Origin of the sequence: Marinobacter maritimus (assembly GCF_007671675.1) — a bacterium.
GTDB lineage: Bacteria > Pseudomonadota > Gammaproteobacteria > Pseudomonadales > Oleiphilaceae > Marinobacter > Marinobacter maritimus.
The window spans coordinates 1,472,709-1,498,619 of sequence record NZ_VCGW01000001.1 but is presented as its reverse complement, the minus strand read 5'-3'; the positions used below and the strand labels follow the sequence as shown (position 1 = coordinate 1,498,619).

The following is a 25,911-nucleotide window of genomic DNA, read 5'->3' as shown; positions in this document are numbered from 1 at the left end:
GCTTGTTGAGCGGGGCTGCTCAGGCCAGCCCCGCATCCTCTACCTGTTTTGCCTGTACTGCTGTCAATGCAATGGTAAACACAATATCTTCTACCAGGGCGCCCCGGGACAGGTCGTTAACGGGCTTTCTCAGGCCCTGAAGCATAGGTCCGATACTCACCACGTTTGCACTGCGTTGAACTGCCTTATACGTGGTATTGCCGGTGTTGAGATCCGGGAAGATGAATACAGTCGCCTTACCAGCCACCTTGCTATTCGGAGCCTTGCTCCTTGCCACGCTCTCGATGGCGGCAGCGTCGTATTGCAGCGGGCCGTCAATGAGCAGGTCTGGCCTGCGTTCACGGGCAATCCTGGTTGCTTCCCGCACCTTTTCCACATCGTGCCCGCTTCCGGACTCGCCGGTGCTATAGCTGATCATGGCTACAACAGGCTCAATACCAAAGGCTTCCGCTGATTCGGCGCTTTGTATGGCAATATCGGCGAGCTCTTCCGCGTTGGGGTCGGGGTTGATCGCGCAATCACCATAGACCAGAACCTGCTGTGGCAGAAGCATAAAGAAAACCGAGGAGACAACTCGGGCGTGATCGTGGGTCTTGATCAGCTGCAGGGCAGGGCGCACGGTATTGGCGGTGGTGTGGATGGCCCCGGAAACAAGTCCGTCTGCTTCATCCAGAGCAACCATCATGGTACCCATAACCACGTTGTCCTCGAGCATGGCTTCAGCCATATCCGGAGTAAGACCTTTGTGCTTACGTAGCTCTACCATCGGAGCGATATAGTCTTTACGCACACGGGCAGGATCAATGATTTCAATATCATCGGGAAGTTCCAGGCCTTGTGAGGCCGCAACGTTTCGGATTTCGTTTTCGTCGCCAATCAGTGCACAACGTGCAAGCTGGCGCTGGTGGCAGATGATCGCAGCCTGAACGGTTCGTGGTTCGCTGCCCTCTGGGAGCACGATGCGCTTGTCAGCTGCACGTGCGCGTTCAGAGAGTTGGTAGCGGAATGCCGGGGGCGACAAGCGGCTCTGAACCTCAACGCGAAGGTGTTCCTGAAGCCAGCCGGTATCGATTTTTGTTGCTACCGTCTCCATGGCTTTCTCGATTCTGTCCGGGTCATCGGTCGGGATCGCGGTGGAAAGGTTCGCCAGCATACGGGCGGTTTCATAGGTATTAGTGTGCGAACTCAGCACCGGCAAACCGGTATGCAGTGCACGGGAGCACAGGTCAATAACGCGCTGATCAGGCATGAGGCCACCCGTCAGCATGAGACCAGCCAAGGGCACACCGTTCAGGGCTGCAACCGCAGTCGTCACAATGATATCTTCGCGATCCCCGGGGGTCACCATCAGTGTGCCTGGGCTCAGGGTTTCCGTCATATTACGGATTGACCGGGCGCAGACAGAGACCTTCTGAACCCGACGAGTGTACATCTGGCCTTCGTGCAGCACGGGAATATCAAGCTCCCGGGCGATATCGGATACTCTGGGCGCCAGCAAATCGGACTGCCAGGGGATTTCGGCGAGCAGCCGGAAGCGGCCTTCCCGGAAGACTTTACAGGCGCTCCGGTAGTCTATGGTTTCACATTCCGTCTGGCTGATATTGCTGCAGGGCTCCAGCCCCGACCTTTTGGGCTCGCCGACTTTGTTGAGAATAACCGCAATGACATCCTGCGCGGACACATCGGAAAACAGACGTGCGGAGAAATCCAGCTCCTCGTCCAGTTCGGTTGCGCAGATTTTGCCCGGCGTGCTTACCAGTACCACATCGGATCCGAGGTTGCGCGCCACTTCCACGTTCAGCCGGGCTATGTAAGCTTCACTGCGATCGGGAACAAGACCCTCAATGATCACGACATCGACATCTCTGGCGACTTTCTGATACTCACCAACCACCGTTTCCATCAGCAGGTCGGATTTTCCACGGTTCAGCCACTGCTGTGCTTTTTTCAGAGGAATCGGATCGGGTGGCTGCAAATGGCTGCGGGAGCGAACAAAGGTAACGGATGAATCTTTGCCGTTGTTATGCTGCGCTTCCCCCCGGTTAACAGACTGGCAAAAGGGTTTGTAGAATCCGACACTGATGCCCACACGCTCCATGGCGCGTAACAGGCCCAGACAAACAGAGGTAAGCCCGGAATCCATGGATGTCGGGGCAATAAACAGGCTTTTGGCCATAAAGGGTTTCCAGATGGTTTCTTGAGTAGTTCTTTACGAAATGGCAGCCAGACGAGCGGCTTCGCGAGCGATAACAAGCTCTTCGTTGGTCGGGATAATCAGGACCGGGAATCGGGAAGCGGCATCGTCTATTCTGCCGTCACTGTATCTGCCATGATGCGCGTTCATATCGGCATCCATATTAAATCCCAGAAGCGCCAAGTGGCTCAGCGTTTTCTCCCTTACACGGCTGCTGTTCTCTCCAATGCCTCCAGTGAATACCAATGCATCCAGGCAGCTTAGGGAAGCCATCATCGCACCGACGTATTTGGCCAGGCGGAAGCAAAATATCTCGATGGCAAGCGCCGAAGGCTCATGGCCTTGGTCGGCCAGCTCACATAAGGAACGCATGTCGTTGGTTTGCCCTGAAATCCCAAGAAGACCACTCTCGTGATTAAGTGCCCGGTCTACTTCGCTCAGCGACATTCCTCGTGAGCAGAGGTAGCTGAAAATACTCGGGTCGATATCACCACTTCGGGTTCCCATGACCAGCCCTTCAAGAGGTGTTAGCCCCATGCTGGTATCGACGCTCAGACCATCCTTGATCGCCGTTATGCTACAGCCGTTTCCAAGATGGGCGGAGATGATTGATGTGGTTGCCGGCGATTTATCAAGCCGCCTTGCTGCCTCATTCGCCATAAAAAAGTGGCTGATGCCGTGGAATCCATAGCGCCGCACGCTCCAGTCCCGGTAGTAGGATTCTGGCAATGCGTAGAGGTACGCGCGCGGCGCAAGAGTTTGGTGATACGCGGTGTCGAATACGGCAATCTGAGGAATATCGGGAAATTGCTCAAGAGTTGCTTCAATTCCGGCAAGGGCGACCGGATTGTGGAGGGGGGCCAGACTGGCGCAGTCCTCGATAGCCTTTACCACATCGTTATCGATCAGAATCGCTTCGCGGAAGGTTTCTCCGCCATGAACCACGCGGTGACCAATAGACGTGGGAGTGCCAGGCATCAGGTGCCGTTCACGCAGCGTCGAAACCAGTGCCTGCAGAGCTTGTTTGTGGTTGGCGCCATTCGGGAGTACAACAGTGCGATTGTCATCGTCAATTTTGGCAAATGCATCGTTGCGGTTCAGGCGCTCTGCCAGCGCCGATGCGAGCTTGTTCTCATTTTCGTCGAACAGGGCGAGCTTTAACGACGAGCTGCCGCAGTTAACAACAAGAATGATTTGTTTCATGACTCTACCGTTCCCTGAATATCAGATTGGTAACCGATGATGAATTCTTAGCCACTCAGTAAACTCTCCGGCAGGGAGTGGGTGGCTGTAAAAATAGCCTTGGGCGAAATCACAGCCCTCCTGTTTCAGGAAGTGGGTTTGCGCCTCATCCTCAACGCCTTCGGCTATTATCGTCAGCCCCAGGCTGTGAGCCATATTGATAATTGCGCGCACAAGGGCCGCGTCCTCAGGCTCTTTCATAACATCCTGAACGAAGGTTTTATCAATCTTGAGCGTATCGAAGGGGTAGCTCTTGAGGTAGCTCAGTGCTGAGTAGCCGGTGCCAAAGTCATCGACGGACAGGCGTACTCCTGCACGGTCAAGCTCCCTGAGAATCTCTGCAGTTTCTATTGAATTATCAAGAAGCAGGCGCTCTGTTATTTCGAGCTCCAGCCTTTCGGGGGCGAGGTCGTTGCTTGAGAGGGCGTTCATCACCGCTTTGGTGAAATTGGGGTCGCGGAACTGACGCGGAGACACGTTAACGGATATGCCAATGTCCTGACCGGTTATCGCTGTCCATTCGGTTGCTGCACGGCAAGCTTGCTCAAGTACCCATTCACCAATGGGGAGAATAAGGCCCGTCTCTTCGGCCAGCGGTATAAACCGATCAGGCATAATCATACCCATAACCGGATTGTTCCAGCGTAGGAGTGCCTCTACAGCGTGCAGGGTGCCGGTTTCTGTATCCACAATTGGCTGGAAGTAGAGCTCCATCTCCTGTAATTCGAGCGCCCGCCGCATGCGGGATTCCATTTGCAGGCGTTCATGGGACACTTCGGACATTTCCGGAGTGAAGTGCGCGTAGGAGCTTTTGCCCTGGTGTTTAGCCTGATACATGGCGGCGTCCGCGTGTTGGAGCAGGGTGCCGCTGTTGTCGGAATCTGTCGGGAAAATGGCAATGCCAATACTGGTGCTGACGAACACTTCCTGGCCGTTCAGCGAGTAGGCCGGAGAAAAGTTCTCCAAAATTCGTTCCGCAACCTGCGAGGACGATTCCGGGCCAGTAAGGCCTGGCAGTATAACAAGAAATTCGTCGCCTCCCAGTCGTGCCACCGTGCTGGTTCCGCGCAGGCAGCTGGAGATTCTCCGGGCTGCTTCAATCAACAGGTTGTCTCCAGCGTCATGGCCCAGCGTATCGTTGATATGCTTGAAGTTGTCAAGGTCAAGAAACATGACGCCAACCATAGAGTTCTCGCGTCTGGCCTGCGCCAGGGCCAGTTTAAGTCGGTCCAGAGCAAGCATGCGGTTAGGCAGGCCGGTCAGGATGTCGTAATTGGCCTGACGCAAAAGTTGCTGCTCATAGCGCTTGCGAATACTGATGTCCTCGCCAAGTATGAGGTGGCCTGTGGTTTCACCTGCCGCATCCTTTATCGGCGTTACGATCAGCTGCTCCCAGAACCGCTCACCATTGCGTCTTACGCTGTTAACTTCACCCTGCCAGACGCCAACACGCTGAACCTGCAACCTGATGGATTGCCACAAATGGCGGTTTTCGCGGTTTTCCGCATGGTTGTCGTTTAACGCACCGGGGTGCCGGCCGACTATGGATTTCGAGTCATACCCCGTGAGCTGTGTGAATTTGTGGTTGGCGAACTCGACCCGCCACTGACGATCGCAGATAACAACGGAAGAGGGGCTTTGCTCAATGGCTTTGGAGAATTTGTGGATTTCCGCTGCATCTCGTTCCTGGCGCACCATGTCGTCGTTTAATCGTTCGCGCATCTGGTTAAACGCTTCGGTTACTCGCCCGATTTCATCGTTGCGGTGTGAAGGCGTATCCGGGCGATCGAGTGTGAGTGGTGTGCTGAGATTTGCCAGGGAGAAGTCTTTGGCGTAATTCGCCATCGCCGTAAGGTGGCGAGTAACAAAGTGCTGGAACACCCATATGATCAATATGGATACGAAAAAGGTCTTGAGGAACTGGGTGGCCATGATAATGCCAACCTTTACCTTCAGGTTTTGATAAATGCGATCCAGATCTGCTGTTACTGTGAGCTCGCCAAGCTTGAACGCGTCATCGCCCTGGTGAATCAGATCGAACTTGTGTGACTGGGTGTTGGCTCCCCGGGGGATTTCGCCCATGACCAATTCGGAGTCGGGTTCAATGCCCAGCCGTAGATGAACAATGTCGGGAAGACTGAGAATGCCCTCCATTTGGGTTTGGAGCAGTTTCTGATCAAGGGCCCAGAGACTTCTGGCAAGACTGGAGGCATATCCGGACTCTACGACCTGCATGCGGCTGTCAATCTGGGAGAGATCTTTGCGATAGTCGGAATAGATCTGAATAGCAGAAGCGATCAGGGTGAAAACCGAGCTGAACAGAAGTATCCAGGCAAGCAACCTGAAGGAGAGGGGAGAGCCCTTGCGAAAACGTTGAAGACGCGTCGGTAATTTCGGCATGTTGTAACTTCAGCCACCCGGACCGGTTGATAAATGCTGACAGCCTATCAGTAGGGAACTATAACAGCCCCGCGTACTAAATTCCCTGAAAATACATGAAAAGACTGGTGAAATGTGATGCCTCGGTGTTTGCCCGATGTTTCGGTTTCAAGAGTGATGTCGTCCATTGACACAGATCAATATCGGTATTTAGCGGTGCCGTAACCTGAGCTTAATCAAGTTTGATATTGGGAAGGAGAAAAATTATGTATATGGACGCAGTCGTAGTCGCTGGAATTGCAACAGTTGTACTGGTGGTCCTATTTTTTGTTGGCGTGGGGATATTCGTGATGCGCGATCAAAAGGCGCATGGAAATAAACAGCAAAAGAAAGATATGGAAGCGGGCAAGAAAGCGGCCTGAAAAGGCTGCTTTGAACTTTTACAGTTAAAAAGATTTTTGCTTCAGGATTCGAAAATCTGAAAGGCAAAAATGGCGTCCCCTAGGGGGTTCGAACCCCTGTTGCCGCCGTGAAAGGGCGGAGTCCTAGGCCACTAGACGAAGGGGACGCAACGCTTTAAAACCGTGCCTCGTCGAGGTGGCGCGTATATTAAGAAAGCCTCCCTCACCTGTCAACGCTTTTATTGAAAAAAGAGCGTTTTAGCCTGCGGCCTCTTCGAGTGCCATCTCGAGTGCAGGGTAGCGAAACCTGAATCCGGAATCGGTCAACCTTGCGGGAACGGCGCGCTGGCCTGTCAGTAAGAGGCGTGACATTTCTCCGAGCGCTACTTTAAGTACCGGTGCAGGTGCCGGGAATATTGCTGGCCGTTTGAGCACACTTGCCAGGCAGCGTGTGAATTCCCGGTTTGTCGCCGGATTGGGGCTCACCACATTGTATGCGCCCGAGGCTTCAGGGGTCTCCAGCATCCAGATAAGCGCAGCCACAACGTCATCGCGGTGAACCCAGGGCATGTATTGATGGCCATCACCTATGCGCCCGCCCAGTCCGAGCTTGAAAGGCAGAACCATACGCTGCAGAAAGCCGCCCCCGGGACCCGCCACAACGCCTGTTCTGGACAGGCATACGCGCACAGGAAGGGATCTTAGCTTGACGGCAGCGTCTTCCCAGTCCCTGCACAGCCGGTGGCTGAATTCATCATGGGGCGGCGTTTCTTCAGTAACCAGAGTGCTGCCTTGATCACCATAGAAACCAACCGCAGACCCCGAAACCAAAACCTTTGGCGGCTTGGCCCAGCTGGCAACGATCTCTGTGAGGCTGTTGGTAAGGCCTATGCGGCTATCCCGCAACACCTGTTTTCGCTGATCGGTCCAGCGTTTTTCAGCGATGCCTTCGCCTGCGAGATTGATCACGGCCTCGTAACCAGAGTGAGATCTCAGGCTTTCGAGGTCAGAGATGACATCTACCTTGCCGCACAGAGCGCGTACCTTATCTGCAGGCTGCCTGCTCAGCACTGTCAGTTCATAGCCTCGTGTCAGCATCTCGCGGCAGAGCACATGGCCAATAAATCCGGTGCCGCCAGTAATCAGTACGCGCTTGTTCATGGCTGTATTTCCTATTGTTAGGTGCTCTGGCCAAGCTGGAGAGCAACAACATCCTTGATGGCTTGCCCTAATAGAGGATTTTCTCCAATAGGTGGGGAAAGCTCGATGCTGGCTCCGGTAGATCGCTCCAGCGCCTCTATCATGGCTGGCACATCTTTTCGCAGGTGACGCCCGGCTGCCAGAAACAAAGGTACGACGGTAAATTCACGTGCACCTTCAGCAACCCCTTCTCGAATAACTGTGTCCAGCGATGGTTCAGCCAACTCCATATAAGCGATTCTGGAATTACTGACAGCCTCCAGAGTCGGCTCTGCAAGGGATTCGAATGTGTCACGCCAGCGTTTGTCACTGCTACCATGTGCTAAAAGAATAATGCGGCGGCTGTTCATTAATGCTCCCGGATAATCGTTTAGAGGGTGCCTGTCGTAAAAATTGCTGTGGGCCGGTATTCTCTCCAGTCCCGTTAATCAAGATAACAGGGTGTTCTGTAATGTTCGATTGGAAAGAGATTCTGGATTTCTGGTTTGGAGATCTTGATGAGCACGGATTGCCTGACAGGCTTCATCGCAACCGCTGGTTTCGCTCAAGCAAGAGGTTTGATCAGGAAATTCGACGTCGATTTCTTTCCATGGTCCTGTTTGCCTCTGAGCAGGGGCTTGATCACTGGCGCAAGGCGGCCGGCGGCAGTCTTGCCGAAATAGTACTGCTTGATCAGTTCTCCAGAAATATATTTCGAGGCGGCACGCTCGCCTTTGAGCAGGACAAGCTGGCGAGCAAACTTTGCAAAGAAGCCATGCGCAAGGGTCATGATATGGCGCTTCCACCGATCCAAAGGGCGTTCATCTACATGCCCTTGGAGCACTCTGAGCGAATTGAAGATCAGGCTCTCTCCGTTGAGTGTTACGAGCAGTTGGTCGCGTCTACTTCGGGGATGCTCCAAGACTTGTTGAAGAGCTTTTTGCAATCTGCACAGGATCACCAGGAGATCATCGAGCGTTTTGGTCGTTTTCCCCATAGAAACCAGGCTATCGGGCGTTCATCTACCGAAGAGGAAAAGGAATATCTGGGTACTGCCCGCCGTTTCGGGCAATAAAATTTTGGAAATGAGGTTGACGAAAGGGGCGGGATGCGTAGAATACTGTTCCGTTGTCGGCACAAGCTGGTCAACACTGCGGGAATAGCTCAGTTGGTAGAGCACGACCTTGCCAAGGTCGGGGTCGCGAGTTCGAATCTCGTTTCCCGCTCCAGATTCCGGAAGCCCGGCCTCGTAAGAGGTCGGGTTTTTTGTTTTTGTTATACTGGGTCGCCTCGCCAACATAAACACTCTTCTCCGGAGATGCGCCTTGTGAAAATCCTTTCCCTCCACGTTTACCCGGTCAAATCTCTCGCTGGCATTCAGGTTTCATTGTTTGGAATGGATGACTTCGGCCCAAAAGGTGACCGGCGCTGGATGATCGTTGATGCGGATCGGAACTTTATTACCCAAAGAGCCTTTCCTGAACTGGCGAAGGTTTCTGTATCTTTTGTGGAGAATGGTGTCAGCGTCCATATTCCTGGCGAGGGTAATTTCACGCTGAAGGCAACGGACGAGGAAACGCGAGTGCTGGTCTGGCGCGACTGGGTAATGGCTCAGGTAGGGGAGTCTGTTGCCAATCAGGCGTTGAGCCGTTTTTGTGGTAAAGACGTGTGCTTTGTCTACATGCCAGATTCGTCGTTCCGGCGCGTTGATGCCGGACGTGTAAGCGAATACCGTCGTGTAGGTTTTGCCGATGGGTTCCCCCTTTTAATCACTAATCTGGCGTCACTGGAAGAGCTGAACGGGCACCTTGACGTACCGGTGGATATGCGCAGATTTCGGCCCAATATCGTTGTTGAGGGCTCTGCGCCGTGGGAGGAAGACCATTGGCGCAAGCTTGAAGTGGGAGGGCTGCAGTTTGATATTGTAAAGCCCTGCTCCCGCTGTGTTCTGACAACCGTTGATCCGGATACCGGGGTAAAAGACCCTGGCCTGCAACCACTGAGGACACTCTCAAGCTATCGCAGAACGGCCGATGGTGTGATTTTCGGCCAGAACGCAATTCACGAATCACCGGGAGTTATCCACGTGGATGATTCCGTCACTGTTATTGAATCGGAGTAGAACGCAACGTGCCACTGTTAACGCTGGACTCGATTTCCCTGGCCTTCGGGATGCACCCACTACTGGATCAAGCGTCTCTCAATATCGATGCCGGAGAGCGGGTATGTTTGTTGGGACGCAACGGTGAGGGCAAATCAACCCTGCTAAAAATTGTCAGTGGTGAGGTGGTGCCTGATGGCGGCAAAGTGCGCCTTGAGGATGGGGCTGTGTTGGCCGTATTGCCACAGAACCTTCCATCGGACGATTCCAGGACGGCTTATGAGGTGGTAGCTGGCGCGTTTCCTGAAACCGGCATGCTGTTGACAGAGTTTCATGCTTTGACGCAGCAGGTCGATGAAGCCAGCCTTGACCGGATGATGAAAGTGCAGGAGCGCATCGAAGCGCTTGATGGCTGGCGACTTGATCAGAAGGTTACAGCGATTCTGGCGCAGTACGGTATAGATCCGGATCAGCAACTCAACACGCTCTCTGGAGGTTGGCAGCGCCGGGTGTTGCTGGCCAGAGCTCTCGTAGGAGAGCCTGATATTCTGTTACTGGATGAGCCGACCAACCACCTTGATGTGCCCGCGATTGCATGGCTTGAGGAGGCGCTTGCAGCCTTCCGTGGGGCGATGCTTTTCGTGAGCCACGACCGTGCATTTATAAGGCGTATGGCCACCCGGGTGGTGGAGCTGGATCGCGGTAAACTGGTCAGTTTTGCCGCCTCTTACGACCGATATCTGGAGCTCAAGGAAAAGGCGCTTGAAGAAGAGGAGCGGGAGAACGCGCTTTTTGACAAGCGCCTGAAACAGGAAGAAACCTGGATTCGCCAGGGTATCAAGGCGCGCCGTACTCGCAATATGGGACGGGTGAGGGCGCTTAAAGCGATGAGGGAAGAGCACCGACAGCGTCGTGTCCGCGGCGGAACGGCGACCTTTGCAGTGGAGGATGCGACGCGCTCTGGCAAGCTCGTAGTTGAGACTGTTGATGCCGGTTTTGCTTATCCTGATGGAACGCCGATCATCCGCGATATGGACCTGACCGTGTTCAGGGGCGACAAAATCGGCCTTGTGGGAGAAAACGGAACGGGCAAAACCACGCTGGTGCGATTGCTTCTGGGAGATCTCCAACCCACAGAGGGGGTTATTCGCCTCGGAACCAACCTCAAAGTGGCCTACTTTGATCAGCTTCGTGGTGAGCTGGACCTGAGCCGTAATGCCCTTGATAACCTGTCTGAAGGGCGTGAGTTTATTGATATTAACGGCCAGAGTAAGCATGTGCTCGGATATTTGCAGGAGTTTTTGTTTACACCGGAGCGGGCGCGGTCTCCAGTGAGTGTATTTTCGGGCGGTGAGAGGGCGAGGCTTTTGCTGGCCAAGCTGTTTAGTAAGCCCGCAAATATTCTGGTGCTCGATGAGCCAACAAACGATCTGGATGTTGAAACACTCGAACTGCTTGAAGAGCAGCTTGCTGAATTTGCCGGCACCGTGATTGTTATCAGCCACGACCGCGAGTTTCTGGATAATGTGGTAACGGAAACCGTTTTTCTGGATGGTTCAGGAAGCGTCTTTGAATACGTTGGAGGTTATAGCGACTGGCGCCGACAGGGCGGTTGCTTTCCGTCCGAGGCAAGCGGCGCGCGTCCCGACAGGCATGATAAAGCGGCGAAGTCTGGTAAACACAGTGGCGGCGGAAAAAAGAACAGCTCGGTAAAAAAGGATGCTCCCAGCGAATCAAAGAGCCAGGCTAAACCGGTCAAACTGAGCTACAAGTTAAAGCTCGAGCTTGAGCAGTTGCCAGGGCAGATAGAAACGCTTGAGCAGGAAGTCGCCAGCATCCAGGGGCGTATCTCGGCAGCGGATTTTTATTCCGGAACGCCCGAAGAGGTCGCATCGACATTGGACGAGCTTGAGAAAAAGGAAGCGCGCCTTGAGAAAGTAATAGCGCGTTGGATGGAGCTTGAGGAGCAGGCACTGAGCTAAACTTCCTGCAGATAAAAACAAGCCTGGTGGCAGAATGAATGTGCCCCGGGCTCGTTTTATCCGGAATCTTTATTAACGGAAGCTATCAGCGGATCCGGATTGCCAGAACGTCGCATTCGGTTCCATGTAGAACACCGTTGGCAGTTGAGCCCAGAAGTAGCTGGAACCCCTTTCTGCCATGGCTTCCCACAATCACCAGGTCCGCCTCCTGTTCTTTCACCAGGCGGTGGATTTCAGACTCCGGCCGACCTACAGTCACAATCTGATTGGTCTTATCGACACCATACTGATCACCGTAGGCAGCAAGCTGCTCGCGGGCGGCTTTATCAAGCTGATCCTGTAGCTCTGTCAGGTCCATGGGGATATCACCACCGTAGGCGTAGCCCACAGGCTCTACAACGTGAATCAGAACCAGATTTGCCCCATGCGCATCACACATCGCTCTGGCCTTATCCAGAACCTGTGGCGCTTCTTCCGTAAGATCTATGGCGACAAGCATTTTCTTGTATGCAGACATCCCTAACTCCTTTGTGTTCAGGCTTTGTTACAGCATAATACGCGAACCAGTCCGGGGAAAGAGGTACCTGGGTTCTCAGGCCGTTTGCTGAAGCAGTCCGATAACCGTGGTCAGGCTCTCAAGGATCCGTTTGGAGTACCTGTCGATTACAAAGCCAACATTGTTTTCGTTGTAATTGATGTAAGAGCCGCGAATGAACTGCCATTTGGCCGCGACGTCCTTCAGAATGACATCCAGCTCATCGTCGCTTTTGCCTTTAGCAACAATCGCCAATAGTTGGTCAAACTCTCTTGCCTGCTCGTCAAGAGGCGCCTCAGTAGATGAGCCCTGAAACGTCTGGGCAACGGATGAGTTGGTTCGAACGGAGTATTTCGCCATCATCTGGGCAATCTTTACGGCGCCCATTCGGGCCGCTTCCAGCCGCGGACTGGTCTCTGTCTGGGAGTTTTCCTGGGCAATCTGGTACAGCTCTGTTGCTGAATCGTTCATGGTCAGAGCCTGGTTGGCCATATCGGAAACCAGCCGCAAGTCCGGGTAACCGGTATTGCGCACATCATTGATGTTGTCACGCATCAAGGCCTTGAACTTGTCGAACTCGCCGTTGAGCGCTTCAATCTGTTCCGCTGTCAAAACGCCACTCGTACTTTTTGCGAGCAGATTCATGGCGTCGTTGGCGGTGTTGATACCTGCTACGATCTCGTTGAGGGTAGTGGTAGTGCCGCTTCCGATGAATCGGTAGTAGGCATCAAGAGAAATGTAATTGCTGACACGAAAGCTGTGAAGCTGAGCCAGGAAATCGTCAGCGTCCTGCGCTCGGACACTCATGGATGTGAGCATAAATATTAGCAGTGCAGAGACCAGGGAATGCGTCCGCAGGCGGGTGGTCTTCATCGGATGAGTCTCCGTGATGCGTTTATTATTGTGTACCAAAGTCGTAGATCGAAGGTAAAGTAACTTCTCTGGCCAATCAAGCGGTTTTGCAGGTGTTGGCCCGGGGAAATGTAAACATTTTTGAAATTTGCGTGATGAAGTTCAAGTTTTTTCTCTGTAGTACTCGTAGTTGCCTGAAAAATAGGGGCTATGCGCTAAAAAAACATCGGAATGTTGGCCATATGGCGGCGGCAAGAAAGAAACAAATTGACAAACGTGTTGTTTTTTCTCATCGTGTGCCCTAACGATTCAAACGGCTGTATGAATTTTTAAGTCGATTAATCGGGCAGTGACCGAAATCTCGCTGCATGAACAGCTCTGGCAACTCGCGTTTGAGTTCAGGCCAGAGTTGAAGGCAGTTCCAAACACAGACTGGAGATCAGTTGATGATTTACGAAGGTAAAGCCATCACGGTTAAAGAGATCGAAGGCGGGATCGCTCAGTTGGACTTCGACTTGCAAGGCGAGTCGGTAAACAAGTTCAACCGTCTTACTATTGAAGAGCTCCACGCCGCGACTGATGCACTTAAAGCACAGAAGAAACTCAAGGGTCTGGTCGTGACCAGCTCCAAAGACAGTTTCATTGTTGGTGCCGATATTAACGAGTTCACCGACCTGTTTGCCGGTTCTGAAGAAGATCTGGTAGCCAACAACCTCCGAGCCAATGCCATTTTCAGTGCGGTTGAGGACCTACCGTTCCCGACAGTAACGGCTATTAACGGAATCGCTCTGGGTGGCGGTTTCGAAATGTGCCTGGCTACGGACTACCGGGTTATGGCTCCCAAGGCTAAGGTTGGTCTGCCGGAAGTGAAGCTGGGCATTTTCCCTGGTTTTGGCGGAACCGTTCGCTTGTCCCGCCTGGTGGGCGTGGACAACGCCGTTGAATGGATATGTGGTGGCGCTGAAAATCGTGCCGACGCAGCGCTGAAAACTGGCGCAGTAGACGCGGTCGTTGAGCCTGCAAAACTGGTTGAGGCTGCGGTGGCCATTATCAATCAGTGCAATGAAGGCAAGCTCGATTACGAAGCGCGCCGTGAAGAGAAGAAAGGCAAGATCAAGCTGAATGCCATGGAAAGCATGATGGCGTTCGAGATCTCCAAAGCATTTGTCGGTGGTAAAGCGGGTAAGAACTACCCTGCACCGGTAGAAGCGATCAAGGTAATGCAGAAGCACGCTGGCTTGACCCGCGACAAGGCGATTGAAGTAGAGGCCAAAGGCTTTGCCAAAATGGCGAAGACGAACGTGGCTGCTTGCCTTGTGGGCTTGTTCCTGAACGATCAAGAACTGAAGAAGAAAGCCAAGGCGTGGGAAAAAGAAGCGTCTGAAGTGAAACTGGCCGCTGTACTGGGCGCCGGAATCATGGGTGGTGGTATTGCTTATCAGTCTGCACTGAAAGGCACGCCAATCATCATGAAGGACATCAACCAGGACGGCATTGCGCTGGGCCTCAAAGAAGCCAAGAAGCAGCTGGCAAAGCGTGTTGATAAAGGTCGCATGAATGCGGGGCAGATGGCTGATGTTCTTAACAGCATTACGCCAACCCTGAACTACGGTGACTTCAAGAACGTAGATCTGGTTGTTGAAGCTGTTGTTGAGAATCCCAAGGTAAAAGACGCGGTTCTGCGTGAAGTTGAAGAGATGACCCGCGATGACGCCATTCTGACGTCCAACACATCGACTATTTCTATCGATCTTCTGGCCAAAAACCTCAAGCGTCCGGAAAACTTCTGTGGCATGCACTTCTTCAACCCGGTTCCCATGATGCCGCTGGTTGAGGTTATCCGCGGCAAGAAGACAAGTGATCGAGCTATTGCAACAACCGTTGCTTACGCAAAGGCGATGGGCAAGACCCCGATTGTTGTAAACGATTGCCCGGGCTTCCTGGTTAACCGCGTTCTGTTCCCTTATTTCGGTGGGTTCTCCGGCTTGGTTCGTGACGGTGCCGACTTCCAGAAAGTTGACAAAGTCATGGAGAAGTTTGGTTGGCCGATGGGGCCTGCCTACCTGCTTGACGTGGTTGGCATGGATACCGCAAAGCACGCCAACGAAGTAATGGCTGAGGGTTTCCCGGAGCGTATGAAGGCAGACTACAAGTCCGCTGTTGAAGTGATGTTCGAGAACGATCGTTACGGTCAGAAGAACGATAAGGGCTTCTACAAGTACGAACTGGACCGCAAGGGCAAACAGAAGAAGGTTGTCGATGAAGAAACCTACAAGCTGATTGAGCCTGTTGTTCAGGGTAAGAACGATTTCAGTGACGAGGATATCATTGCTCGCATGATGATTCCCCTGTGCCTTGAAACCGTTCGCTGCCTGGAAGACGGCATTGTTGCAGACCCGGCTGATGCCGATATGGGTCTGATCTTCGGTATCGGCTTCCCGCCGTTCCGCGGCGGTGCCCTGCGTTATATCGATGATATGGGCGCAGACAAGTTCGTAGAACTGGCAGACAAGTTCGCAGACCTCGGTCCTTTGTACCACCCGACTGAGAAGCTGCGTGAAATGGCCAAAACTGGCGAAAAGTTCTTTGGCTAACCCTGAACGAGATTTCCGAACGGAGAAAGATCTATGAGCCTTAATCCGAGAGACGTTGTCGTCATCGATTGCGTGCGGACTCCGATGGGTCGTGCCAAAAATGGCTGTTTCCGCAACGTGCGTGCGGAGACCCTGTCGGCAACGCTGATTGACGCGTTGTTTGAGCGCAATCCAAAGCTCGACCCGAAAGAAGTTGAAGATGTGATCTGGGGCTGTGTAAACCAGACCAAGGAGCAGGGTTTTAACGTGGCCCGGCAGATTTCTCTGCTGACCCGTATCCCTCACGAGTCTGCAGCCCAGACCGTAAACCGTCTGTGTGGCTCCGCGATGAGCGCGATCCATACAGCGGCACAGGCCATCATGACCGGTAACGGTGATGTGTTTATGGTTGGTGGTGTAGAGCACATGGGACACGTTCCCATGACCGAAGGCTTTGACCACAACCCTGCGGCTTCCAAGTATTCTGCCAAGGCCTCCAATATGATGGGCCTGACCGCAGAAATGCTGGCCAAAATGCACGGCATTACCCGTCAGCAGCAGGATGAGTTTGGCGAGCGTTCGCACCGTCTGGCCCATGAAGCGACGCTGGAAGGCCGCTTCAAGAACGAAATCGTTCCGATCGAAGGTCACGATGAGAATGGCTTCAAGGTGCTGATAGAGCACGATGAGACCATCCGCCCACAGACCACTGTTGAATCACTCGGCCAGCTCAAGCCGGCGTTTGATCCGAAGAATGGAACCGTGACGGCGGGTACCTCTTCTCAGCTGACTGACGGTGCCGCAGCAATGGTACTGATGTCTGCGGAGCGTGCGGAAGCGCTGGGGCTGAAGCCGATTGCGAAGATTCGTAGCATGGCGGTAGCCGGCTGCGATCCCGCAATCATGGGTTACGGCCCTGTGCCAGCAACCAAAAAGGCGCTCAAGCGTGCAGGCCTGAAAGTTGAAGATATCGACTTCTGGGAGCTGAACGAAGCGTTTGCAGGCCAGTCTTTACCTGTACTGAAAGACCTGAAACTGCTGGGTGTAATGGAAGAGAAGGTTAACCTGAACGGCGGCGCGATTGCTCTTGGCCATCCGCTGGGCTGCTCTGGTGCCCGTATCTCCACCACTCTGCTGAACGTAATGCAGGCCAAAGGCGGTAAGCTTGGTGTTTCCACCATGTGTATCGGCTTGGGTCAGGGTATTGCGACGGTCTGGGAGCGCCTGTAATTCGCTAGACGGATACAGTAACGCTTTCACGGAAGGCCCGGCACGCGCCGGGCCTTTCTGCTTTCAGGGCAGTCTCAGGGCGCGTCCTGAGAACTCGAAAAGCATGGCTGAAACAAAGAATGGGTTGTCTTGCTATTCCTGACCCTGTAAAACAGTGAGCCTATACATAATGGCGGCTCCTATAGTTTTTCCAGCCGATTGATTTTACAGCGAGTTTCCGGTCCGCTTATTTACTGACCGATTTATCGCCAAGGATACAGATCTCCGATATGGGTAAAAGTCTCGTTATTGTCGAGTCACCAGCGAAAGCGAAGACCATCAACAAGTACCTGGGCCCTGACTTCATTGTGAAGTCGAGCGTTGGGCACATTCGTGATCTTCCCGTCAGTGGCAGCGGATCCCAGTCTGATCCGAAAGAGCGTGCCAGGCAGGCCGCAGTCACTCGCAAGCTCAGCCCCGAAGACAAGATTGCGCATAAAAAACGCAAGGCCCGGGAGCAGTTGGTTGCCCGGATGGGTGTTGACCCTGACAATGACTGGAGCGCCCGTTATGAAGTTCTTCCTGGCAAGGAAAAGGTTGTCAGCGAGCTCAAACGACTTGCAAAAAATGCTGACCATATCTATCTCGCGACGGATCTTGACCGCGAAGGGGAGGCCATTGCTTGGCATCTCAAGCAAACCATCGGTGGTGAGCCAGAAAAGTACCGTCGCGTGGTGTTCAACGAGATCACCAAGCGCGCGATCCAGGAAGCGTTTGAGAATCCGGGAAGTCTCGACAACAATCAGGTGAATGCGCAGCAGGCACGGCGTTTTCTCGACCGTGTTGTGGGTTACATGGTTTCGCCACTGTTATGGGCCAAGCTTGCCCGTGGACTTTCGGCAGGCCGGGTTCAGTCGGTTGCAGTGCGGTTGATTGCAGATCGAGAGCGGGACATACGGGTGTTTGTGCCGGAAGAATACTGGCAGCTGTTTGCAGGGCTGGGTGCAAAGGCAAGCGATCAACCCGTTCGGTTTGAGGTTACCCGCTACAAAGACAAGCCATACCGTCCGGTTAGCGAGCAGCAAAGTATTGAGCACGTAGAGCGCCTCAAAACAGGCAGCTTTGAAGTATCGAAGCGGGAAGACAAACCCACCAGATCCCGCCCGGGCGCTCCGTTTATTACGTCTACCCTGCAGCAGGCGGCAAGCAACCGGTTGGGGTTCAGCGTCAAGAAAACCATGATGCTGGCTCAGCGCCTCTATGAGGCTGGCTACATCACTTATATGCGTACCGATTCGACAAATCTGAGCCAGGACGCCATCAATGGCTGCCGTGATTACATTCAGGATCAGTTCGGTGACCGCTATTTGCCAGAGAAGCCCAAGGTTTATGGCAGCAAAGAAGGTGCTCAGGAAGCCCACGAAGCCATTCGCCCCACAGAAGTAACTCGTCAGGCTGTTGCTATCAGTGGTCTGGAAAAAGATGCCGAGAAGCTTTATGAGCTGATCTGGCGGCAGTTTGTAGCCTGCCAGATGTCAGAAGCTGAGTTTCTCAGTACATCGATTGCGGTCGCCAACGGCGACTACGAACTGCGCACACGCGGCCGCATTATCAAGTTTGATGGTTTCCTCAAGGTTGCGCCTCAGTCGGCCAAGAAAGAAGAAGATGTCGCCCTGCCAGACATCAAGGTAGGAGAGGCTCTGAGTCTCGAAAAACTGGATCCAAGCCAGCATTTTACCAAGCCAGCGCCTCGTTATACGGAGGCAAGCCTGGTCAAAGAGCTGGAAAAGCAGGGTATTGGCCGCCCATCGACCTACGCATCGATTATCTCGACCATTCAGGATCGGGGCTATGTGCGTCTGCAGAACCGGCGTTTCTACGCTGAGAAGATGGGTGAGATTGTTACCGATCGGCTGTGTGAGTCGTTTTCCAACCTGATGGATTTTGATTTTACAGCAAAGATGGAAGGCGACCTTGACCACATTGCCGAGGGTGATGTGGAGTGGAAAAAGGTTCTTAATGATTTTTACGCTCGTTTCCGTCAACAGCTGGAGTCAGCAGAGGCTGCCGATGACGAGGGCGGTATGCGCCCGAACGATCCGACCGAAACCACTATCCCGTGCCCGACTTGCAGCCGCAATATGCAGATTCGGGTGGCTAGTACAGGTGTGTTCCTTGGTTGTTCCGGTTATTCGTTACCGCCGAAAGAGCGCTGCAAAACCACTATCAACCTGATTTCAGGCGATGAAGTGGTCAGCGCCGATGATGACGTTGAAGGTGAGGGCGAAACACGGTTGTTGCGCAAAAAGCGCCGCTGCCCGAAATGCTCCACAGCGATGGACAGTTATCTGGTAGATGAAACCCACAAGCTCCATGTATGCGGTAACAACCCGGACTGTTCGGGCTATGAAGTGGAGGAGGGCACATTCCGGATAAAAGGCTATGACGGCCCTACATTGGAATGTGACAAGTGCGGCTCCGAGATGCAGCTCAAAACAGGTCGCTTTGGCAAGTATTTTGGTTGCATGAGTGATACCTGCAAAAACACCCGCAAGCTCCTGAAGAATGGAGAACCGGCACCGCCCAAGATGGATCCGGTTCCCATGCCAGAATTGAAGTGCCAGAAAGTGGATGACACTTACGTTTTGCGTGATGGCGCATCCGGAATGTTTTTGGCGGCCAGCAAGTTCCCGAAAAACCGTGAGACTCGCCCGCCTCTGGTTATGGAAATTAAACCGCACCGGAAGGAAATCGATCCAAAACACGATTACTTGATGGAGGCCCCGGAGCGTGATCCAGCGGGCAACCCTACGGTCATTCGATACAGTCGCAAGACGAAAGAACAGTACGTGATGTCGGAAAAAGACGGTAAAGCGACCGGCTGGTCCGCTTGGTATGTGGATGGGAAGTGGCAGCCCCGCGAGAAATAGCAGCGGCTGTGCATTTGATCGAAAAAACCGGTCAGAGTATCTGCTCTGACCGGTTTTTTTTCCCCGACCGCTTTTGGCTTATCTGAACTTTCGTAATCTCTGAATCAATGAAGATGTGTCCCAGCGTTTTCCGCCCATCTCCTGAACATCGCCATAGAACTGATCCACCAAGGCTGTAACCGGCAGTGAGGCGTTCACTTTACGGGCCTCATCCAGGCAAATGCCCAGATCCTTGCGCATCCAGTCCACGGCAAACCCATGATCAAACTCACCATCGATCATGGTTCCTGAGCGATTTTCCATCTGCCAAGACTGAGCGGCTCCCTTGGAGATGACGTCCACAACTTTTCTGACATCAAGGTTAGCCTGCTCGGCAAAGTGCAGGGCCTCGGAGAGCCCTTGGACCAGGCCGGCAATCGCAATCTGATTCACCATTTTTGTTTTCTGGCCGCTGCCAGCCGGGCCCATCAGGTTCAGCGCCTTGGCATAGTGTTGCAGCAATGGCTGAGCTTTGGCGAAGTCTGCGTCGGAGCCGCCACACATGATGGTAAGTAGGCCATTCTGTGCCCCTTGCTGGCCACCGGAAACCGGTGCGTCAATAAAGCCCATGCCGGCTTTGCGGGAGGACTCGGAGAGCCTTTCTGCAACCCCTGCTGATGCGGTTGTGTGATCGACGAGAATGGCGCCTGACTGCCCGTGCGCCAGAATGCCATCATCGCCTTCATAGACAGCAATCAGGTCCTTGTCTGCGCCGACGCAGGTGAAAACGAAATCTGCACCGTCCACGGCCTCAGCGATGGTCTGGCAGGCGGTTCCGGGGTACTCCTTCGCCCATTGCCGGGATTTTTCCGCTGAGCGGTTCCATACGCGAACGGTTAGGCCGGCGTTGGCCAGATGGCCGGCCATGGGATACCCCATAACGCCAAGGCCGATAAAGGTTGCGGTTGTCATTGTTGTCTCCTTTTAAGTTATGGCACTTAACTTAGCACAGAGTTAAACGGTTGCCGGGTGAAAAGCGGTTTTCACCGGTACAAAAAAAGGCCGCTGAATCAGCGGCCTTTCGGTTTCCGGGGAGCTCAGGAATTACTTTTTCGGGTAATCCCTTGCCGGAGAGCCGGTATAAAGCTGGCGCGGACGGCCAATGCGATAGTCGCCGCTGACCATTTCGTTCCAGTGAGAGAACCATCCAATGGTTCGGGACATGGCGAAAATCACTGTGAACATGGAGGTCGGAATTCCAATAGCCTTGAGGATCAGGCCAGAATAGAAATCCACGTTCGGGTAGAGCTTACGATTGACGAAATACTCGTCTTCAAGGGCGATCTGCTCAAGGCGCTGGGCGATTTTCAGGAGCGGATCGTCTTCCAGTCCAAGTTCGCTGAGAACTTCGTGTGCAGTTTCAGCCATTACCTTGGCGCGAGGATCGAAGTTCTTGTAGACCCTGTGGCCAAACCCCATCAGGCGGAAAGGATCATCTTTATCCTTGGCCCTGGCAATGAAGGTATCAATGTTGGACTCGTCGCCAATTTCCGCGAGCATGTCCAGAACGGCCTCGTTGGCACCCCCGTGAGCCGGGCCCCAGAGTGCTGCAATGCCGGATGCAATGCAGGCGTATGGGTTGGCGCCAGAGGATCCGGCTAGCCGAACGGTAGACGTTGATGCGTTCTGTTCGTGGTCAGCATGCAGAATGAAAATCTTGTCCATGGCTTTCGCCAGGATCGGGTTTGGCTTGTATGTCTCGCAGGGGACACCAAACATCATTTGCAGGAAGTTTTCCGAATACGAAAGATCGTTCCTCGGATACACGAACGGCTGGCCAATGCTGTACTTGTAACACCAGGCTGCGATCGTCGGCATCTTCGCTATCAGGCGATGGGCGGTGATTTCGCGCTGATGTTCGTCAGTAACGTCCATCTGGTCGTGATAAAACGCAGAAAGCGCTCCGACAACACCACACATGATCGCCATTGGGTGGGCGTCCCGGCGGAAGCCGTGGAAAAAATTGCGCATCTGGTCATGCAGCATGGTGTGGTTTTTGATTGTGTCATGGAACTGACTGTTTTCTGCGGCAGTAGGCAGTTCGCCTTTCAGGAGCAGGTGGCAGACTTCCAGATAGTCTGAGTGCTCGGCGAGCTGTTCAATGGGATAACCCCGGTGCAGAAGAACGCCGTTTTCGCCATCAATGTAGGTGATCGCCGACTCGCAGGCTGCTGTTGAGACAAACCCCGGGTCGTAGGTGAAAACGCCGTGCTGGACTAGGCCTCGTACGTCGATGACGTCAGGGCCAACGGTGCCGGAATAAACCGGTAGCTCAATGGACTCGTCCCCCACCGAGAGCGTGGCTTTCCTGTCGGTCATAGTGCTCTCCTGTTTATCAGCTTGAACAGCATAGGCTGCCTTTATAGTTGCATGAGAAGGCGCGTATTATCGCAAAACTGGCGGCAAAATATAGGGTGTTGGCTTTTTTTGTCAATGAAAGAGTGAGGGAGACTGCTGATGCTGTCCTTGTTGTAAATCAGGGATATCACGAATAACGCGGCTTGCAGACAAAAATAGTGTTTGTCAATACGTCTTATAGCTTGCTCTGCTACCGCCTTCGGGTGGCTTTTGCATGGGTTGCGCGTTTGTAATTATACGGGCGCCTCCTTATAATCCGTAGCCCGGAATCGGGGATTCATTCTCACAGGGGTTTGTTCATAGCAAGCTACCTGTTTGGTGTCCGCCCTCCTGAACCAATCGGCTGTTGATCCCGTATCCTACATCCGATCGTTACATACCAACTATCCGCTACCGGTTCGCCGGCTTTGCGGTATCAAAAAGAGAGTGTGAGAGCGCTGTGAATAGCAAACGACCAGTAAATCTCGATCTCGGCAAGTTTCATTTTCCGCTGCCAGCCATTACGTCCATATTGCACCGCGTCAGCGGCATCATCATTTTTGTTGGTGTTGCATTTATGCTTTACGGACTTCAGCTTTCCCTTTCCGGGGAAGAGGGCTTCAGTCAGGTCAGTGAATTGCTGAACGGCTTCCTTGCCAAGCTGATTATCTGGGGCATCCTGTCTGCTCTGCTTTACCACCTGGTTGCTGGCATCAAGCACCTGCTCATGGATATGGGTATAGGTGAAGAGCTTGAGAGCGGGCGTGCGGCCGCCAAAATCACAATTGCAGTTTCCGTCGTCCTCATTGTTCTGGCAGGAGTCTGGGTATGGGCATGAATAGCGTCACCAATATTGGCCGTAACGGAATTCAAGACTGGATTATCCAGCGCGTTTCTGCCTACGTATTAGCCTTCTATACTCTGTTTCTGCTTGGCTTTTTTGTAACGACCGATGTGGATTACCAGTCGTGGTCAGCTCTGTTTGATCAGGCTTGGTTCAAGATCTTCACGTTGCTTGCTTTGCTTTCGATTGGTGCCCATGCCTGGGTCGGGCTTTGGACAGTTTCTACGGACTACATCAAATCCGCTATGCAACGGTTTCTTTTCCAGGCGGCATGCATTCTCGTGATTTTCGTGTATGTGGTTTGGGGTATTCAGATTATTTGGGGGCTTTAATTGATGGCTAATATCAAGACCATGTCGTACGACGCTATTGTTATTGGTGGCGGTGGTGCCGGTATGCGAGCAGCCCTGCAGTTAACCGAGTCGGGCGTTAACACTGCGTGTATCACAAAAGTTTTTCCGACCCGCTCGCACACAGTGTCTGCCCAAGGTGGCATCACTTGTGCGATCGCAAGCGCTGATCCCAATGATGATTGGCGCTGGCATATGTACGACACCGTTAAAGGGTCTGACTATATTGCCGACCAGGACGCTGTTGAATATATGTGTTCAGTGGGCCCTCAGGCCGTTTTCGAGCTTGAGCACATGGGGCTGCCATTTTCGCGCACGGAGCAGGGGCGTATCTATCAGCGCCCGTTCGGTGGTCAGTCCAAGGGGCCGGACAACCCGACTCAGGCGGCGCGTACTTGTGCTGCTGCCGACCGTACTGGTCACGCGCTGCTACACACGTTGTATCAGGCAAACCTCAAAGGCGGCACTACTTTCCTTAACGAGTGGTACGCCGTTGATCTGGTCAAGAACAGTAAAGACGAAGTTGTAGGTGTTGTAGCCATTGAAATTGAAACTGGCGAAGTGGCTTACATCAAGTCCAAGGCCACCGTCCTGGCAACAGGCGGAGCAGGCCGCATCTATGCTTCCACAACCAACGCGCTGATCAATACTGGCGACGGTATCGGCATGGCACTGCGTGCCGGTTTCCCGATGCAGGACATGGAGATGTGGCAGTTCCACCCAACCGGAATCTACGGTGCCGGTACGCTGGTAACGGAAGGTTGTCGGGGTGAGGGCGGTTACCTGATCAACTCTGAGGGCGAGCGCTTCATGGAGCGTTATGCTCCGAATGCGAAAGACCTTGCTGGCCGTGACGTTGTTGCGCGCTCCATGGTTATCGAGATTCTTGAAGGTCGCGGCTGTGGTCCGGACAAGGATCACGTTCTGCTGAAGCTGGATCACCTGGGTGAAGAAACTCTGAATCTGCGCTTGCCGGGTATCTGTGAGTTGTCTCGTACATTTGCTCACGTAGATCCCGTAAAAGAGCCGGTCCCGGTTGTTCCAACCTGTCATTACATGATGGGCGGCGTCCCTACAAATGTAGGTGGTCAGGCGCTGACTCAGGACCAGGATGGTAACGATCAGCCGATCCCGGGGCTGTTTGCCTGTGGTGAGGCGGCGTGCGTTTCTGTTCACGGAGCGAACCGCCTTGGTGGTAACTCGCTTCTGGATCTCGTTGTTTTCGGTCGTGCGGCGGGTCTGCACATTGAGGAACAACTGCGTGGGGGCTTTGAGACTGACGGTGCGACCGATGAAGATATCAAGCGCGCCATGGCCCGACTGGATCGTCTGAACAGCGCATCAGAAGGTGAAAGCGTTGCAGACGTTCGCAAGGATCTTCAGAATTGCATGCAGCTTTATTTCGGTGTATTCCGTGACGGCAAGAGCATGGAAGAGGGTCTGGCAAAGCTGGAAGCCATCGGTCAGCGTGTTCGTAACACCAAACTGGCAGACACCAGTAACGCGTTTAACACCGCGCGCATTGAAGCGCTGGAACTGGATAACCTTTTTGAAGTGGCCCAGGCTACCGCGATTGCTGCAAACGAGCGTAAAGAGAGCCGTGGTGCCCATGCCCGCAACGACTTCACTGAGCGTGATGACGAGAACTGGTTGAAACACTCTCTCTACTTCCCGCTGGACAAGCGAATTGGCAAGCGTGACGTAAATTTCTCGCCAAAAACCGTCGAAACCTTCCAGCCGAAAGTCCGGACTTACTAAAGGGGACATGCATTATGTTGGTAAGCCTTTACCGTTATAACCCGGAAACTGACAACGCCCCGTATATGCAGGACGTTGATGTGGAGCTTCCGGCAGGAAAGGATCTGATGGTTCTTGACGTGCTCAATCTCATCAAGGAGAACGATCCGTCAATGGCCTATCGCCGCTCATGCCGTGAAGGTGTTTGCGGTTCTGATGGCATGAACATGAACGGCAAAAATGGCCTTGCGTGCATTACGCCAATGTCTCAGGTCGTCAAGAATGGCAAGCTGGTACTGCGCCCGTTACCAGGTCTGCCGGTTATTCGTGACCTGGTCGTTGATATGAGCCTGTTTTACAAGCAGTACGAAAAAGTGATGCCGTATCTGATTAACGACAACCCGGCACCCGCCATAGAGCGTTTGCAGTCACCGGAAGATCGCGAGAAGCTGGATGGCCTGTACGAGTGTATTCTCTGCGCATGCTGCTCAACGTCTTGCCCGTCTTTCTGGTGGAACCCGGATAAGTTCATTGGTCCGGCGGGACTGTTGCAGGCATATCGCTTCCTTGCAGATAGCCGCGATACGGCTCAGGCAGAGCGGCTTGCCGATCTGGATGACCCGTTCAGTGTATTCCGCTGCAGGGGCATCATGAACTGTGTTAGCGTTTGCCCGAAAGGCCTTAACCCCACAAGGGCAATTGGCCACATTCGGAACCTTTTGCTGCACCGGGCTACTTAAGCGGCAAAAATACAGACAGGCGCTATACTGATCTGATCAGGTTGGAACCCGGAAGGCCTCGCATTTATGCGGGGCCTTCAACCAAAGGCTTATAGTTAAAAGTCTTACTCGGGTGCACACTACGCAAGCCGTGGCGGGAACTTACCATGTTTTCTTGCGGTGTTGCTGAGTACAAAAAAATCATTGGGGAACGGAAAACATCCGTGTTGGGTGTGGTTGCCACAGTCGATCCCGTAAAAACCCGTATTGACTGATAATTACCCCTGGCCGACCATACTTGGCTCCCC

General features: G+C 53.4%; 20 protein-coding genes and 2 tRNA genes. 12 read left to right on the top strand and 10 right to left on the bottom strand.

Going from position 1 to position 25,911, the window contains the following annotated elements:
* Positions 1–19: 19 nt before the first annotated feature.
* From pta to FFI90_RS06830, 3 genes are read right to left on the bottom strand one after another with little or no spacing between them, the layout of a single operon-like run.
* Positions 20–2,176, bottom strand: coding sequence for a phosphate acetyltransferase (gene pta / locus FFI90_RS06840; RefSeq protein ID WP_144777110.1), 2,157 nt, complete (start codon positions 2,174–2,176; stop codon positions 20–22).
* Positions 2,177–2,209: 33 nt separating this feature from the next.
* The gene (locus tag FFI90_RS06835) at positions 2,210–3,397 is read right to left on the bottom strand and encodes an acetate kinase (protein ID WP_144777109.1); all 1,188 of its coding nucleotides are present in this window, start codon (positions 3,395–3,397) and stop codon (positions 2,210–2,212) included.
* A 21-nt stretch (positions 3,398–3,418) separates the two neighbouring features.
* Positions 3,419–5,836, bottom strand: coding sequence for a bifunctional diguanylate cyclase/phosphodiesterase (locus FFI90_RS06830; protein WP_144777108.1), 2,418 nt, complete (start codon positions 5,834–5,836; stop codon positions 3,419–3,421).
* Between the two features lie 245 nt (positions 5,837–6,081).
* Here FFI90_RS06830 and ccoM point away from each other — a divergent pair, with 245 nt between their 5' ends.
* Positions 6,082–6,237 (top strand): cytochrome c oxidase subunit CcoM, encoded by a 156-nt coding sequence (ccoM, locus tag FFI90_RS20100; protein ID WP_186317924.1) that lies wholly within the window; start codon positions 6,082–6,084, stop codon positions 6,235–6,237.
* Positions 6,238–6,307: 70 nt separating this feature from the next.
* On the opposite strand, the gene FFI90_RS06825 is transcribed toward ccoM, so the two are convergent.
* From FFI90_RS06825 to FFI90_RS06815, 3 genes are all read right to left on the bottom strand, one after another.
* Positions 6,308–6,383, bottom strand: a tRNA-Glu gene (locus FFI90_RS06825).
* Between the two features lie 91 nt (positions 6,384–6,474).
* Positions 6,475–7,377: a TIGR01777 family oxidoreductase gene (locus FFI90_RS06820; RefSeq protein ID WP_144777107.1), complete on the bottom strand. Its 903-nt coding sequence runs from the start codon at positions 7,375–7,377 to the stop codon at positions 6,475–6,477.
* Positions 7,378–7,394: 17 nt separating this feature from the next.
* A complete protein-coding gene (locus FFI90_RS06815) occupies positions 7,395–7,766 on the bottom strand; it encodes a sirohydrochlorin chelatase (RefSeq protein WP_144777106.1) in 372 nt (123 codons plus the stop codon).
* A gap of 101 nt (positions 7,767–7,867) precedes the next feature.
* Here FFI90_RS06815 and FFI90_RS06810 point away from each other — a divergent pair, with 101 nt between their 5' ends.
* The 4 genes from FFI90_RS06810 to FFI90_RS06795 all read left to right on the top strand — a co-directional run bounded on the left by FFI90_RS06810 (position 7,868) and on the right by FFI90_RS06795 (position 11,478).
* Complete coding sequence (locus FFI90_RS06810) at positions 7,868–8,470, top strand: DUF924 family protein (protein WP_144777105.1); 603 nt, start codon at positions 7,868–7,870, stop codon at positions 8,468–8,470.
* A gap of 78 nt (positions 8,471–8,548) precedes the next feature.
* Positions 8,549–8,624, top strand: a tRNA-Gly gene (locus tag FFI90_RS06805).
* 98 nt (positions 8,625–8,722) lie between these two features.
* Positions 8,723–9,517, top strand: coding sequence for an MOSC domain-containing protein (locus FFI90_RS06800; protein WP_186317923.1), 795 nt, complete (start codon positions 8,723–8,725; stop codon positions 9,515–9,517).
* A gap of 8 nt (positions 9,518–9,525) precedes the next feature.
* On the top strand, positions 9,526–11,478 hold the full coding sequence (locus tag FFI90_RS06795; protein ID WP_144777103.1) for an ATP-binding cassette domain-containing protein: 1,953 nt from the start codon (positions 9,526–9,528) through the stop codon (positions 11,476–11,478).
* A gap of 85 nt (positions 11,479–11,563) precedes the next feature.
* Here FFI90_RS06795 and FFI90_RS06790 read toward each other — a convergent pair whose 3' ends face one another.
* Complete coding sequence (locus FFI90_RS06790; RefSeq protein ID WP_144777102.1) at positions 11,564–11,995, bottom strand: universal stress protein; 432 nt, start codon at positions 11,993–11,995, stop codon at positions 11,564–11,566.
* 75 nt (positions 11,996–12,070) lie between these two features.
* On the bottom strand, positions 12,071–12,886 hold the full coding sequence (locus FFI90_RS06785; protein WP_144777101.1) for a hypothetical protein: 816 nt from the start codon (positions 12,884–12,886) through the stop codon (positions 12,071–12,073).
* Between the two features lie 425 nt (positions 12,887–13,311).
* On the opposite strand from FFI90_RS06785, the gene fadB reads away from it, so the two are divergent.
* The 3 genes from fadB (at position 13,312) to topA (ending at position 19,577) form a co-directional block, all read left to right on the top strand.
* Positions 13,312–15,459, top strand: coding sequence for a fatty acid oxidation complex subunit alpha FadB (fadB, locus tag FFI90_RS06780; RefSeq protein ID WP_144777100.1), 2,148 nt, complete (start codon positions 13,312–13,314; stop codon positions 15,457–15,459).
* Positions 15,460–15,492: 33 nt separating this feature from the next.
* Positions 15,493–16,668, top strand: coding sequence for an acetyl-CoA C-acyltransferase FadA (gene fadA, locus FFI90_RS06775; protein WP_144777099.1), 1,176 nt, complete (start codon positions 15,493–15,495; stop codon positions 16,666–16,668).
* A gap of 269 nt (positions 16,669–16,937) precedes the next feature.
* On the top strand, positions 16,938–19,577 hold the full coding sequence (gene topA / locus FFI90_RS06770) for a type I DNA topoisomerase (protein WP_144777098.1): 2,640 nt from the start codon (positions 16,938–16,940) through the stop codon (positions 19,575–19,577).
* A 78-nt stretch (positions 19,578–19,655) separates the two neighbouring features.
* On the opposite strand, the gene FFI90_RS06765 is transcribed toward topA, so the two are convergent.
* A complete protein-coding gene (locus tag FFI90_RS06765; protein WP_144777097.1) occupies positions 19,656–20,528 on the bottom strand; it encodes an NAD(P)-dependent oxidoreductase in 873 nt (290 codons plus the stop codon).
* Between the two features lie 132 nt (positions 20,529–20,660).
* Positions 20,661–21,935: a citrate synthase gene (gene gltA, locus FFI90_RS06760; protein ID WP_144777096.1), complete on the bottom strand. Its 1,275-nt coding sequence runs from the start codon at positions 21,933–21,935 to the stop codon at positions 20,661–20,663.
* Between the two features lie 478 nt (positions 21,936–22,413).
* Between gltA and sdhC the strand changes: the two genes are divergently transcribed.
* The 4 genes from sdhC to FFI90_RS06740 are packed head-to-tail and all read left to right on the top strand — an operon-like array spanning position 22,414 to position 25,624.
* Complete coding sequence (sdhC, locus tag FFI90_RS06755; RefSeq protein ID WP_144777095.1) at positions 22,414–22,791, top strand: succinate dehydrogenase, cytochrome b556 subunit; 378 nt, start codon at positions 22,414–22,416, stop codon at positions 22,789–22,791.
* Positions 22,782–23,129, top strand: coding sequence for a succinate dehydrogenase, hydrophobic membrane anchor protein (gene sdhD, locus FFI90_RS06750; protein WP_246123375.1), 348 nt, complete (start codon positions 22,782–22,784; stop codon positions 23,127–23,129). Before sdhC ends, sdhD begins: the two co-directional genes overlap by 10 nt.
* Positions 23,130–23,132: 3 nt before the next feature.
* On the top strand, positions 23,133–24,905 hold the full coding sequence (sdhA, locus tag FFI90_RS06745; protein WP_144777094.1) for a succinate dehydrogenase flavoprotein subunit: 1,773 nt from the start codon (positions 23,133–23,135) through the stop codon (positions 24,903–24,905).
* Between the two features lie 14 nt (positions 24,906–24,919).
* Positions 24,920–25,624, top strand: coding sequence for a succinate dehydrogenase iron-sulfur subunit (locus tag FFI90_RS06740; protein ID WP_144777093.1), 705 nt, complete (start codon positions 24,920–24,922; stop codon positions 25,622–25,624).
* Positions 25,625–25,911 lie beyond the last annotated feature (287 nt).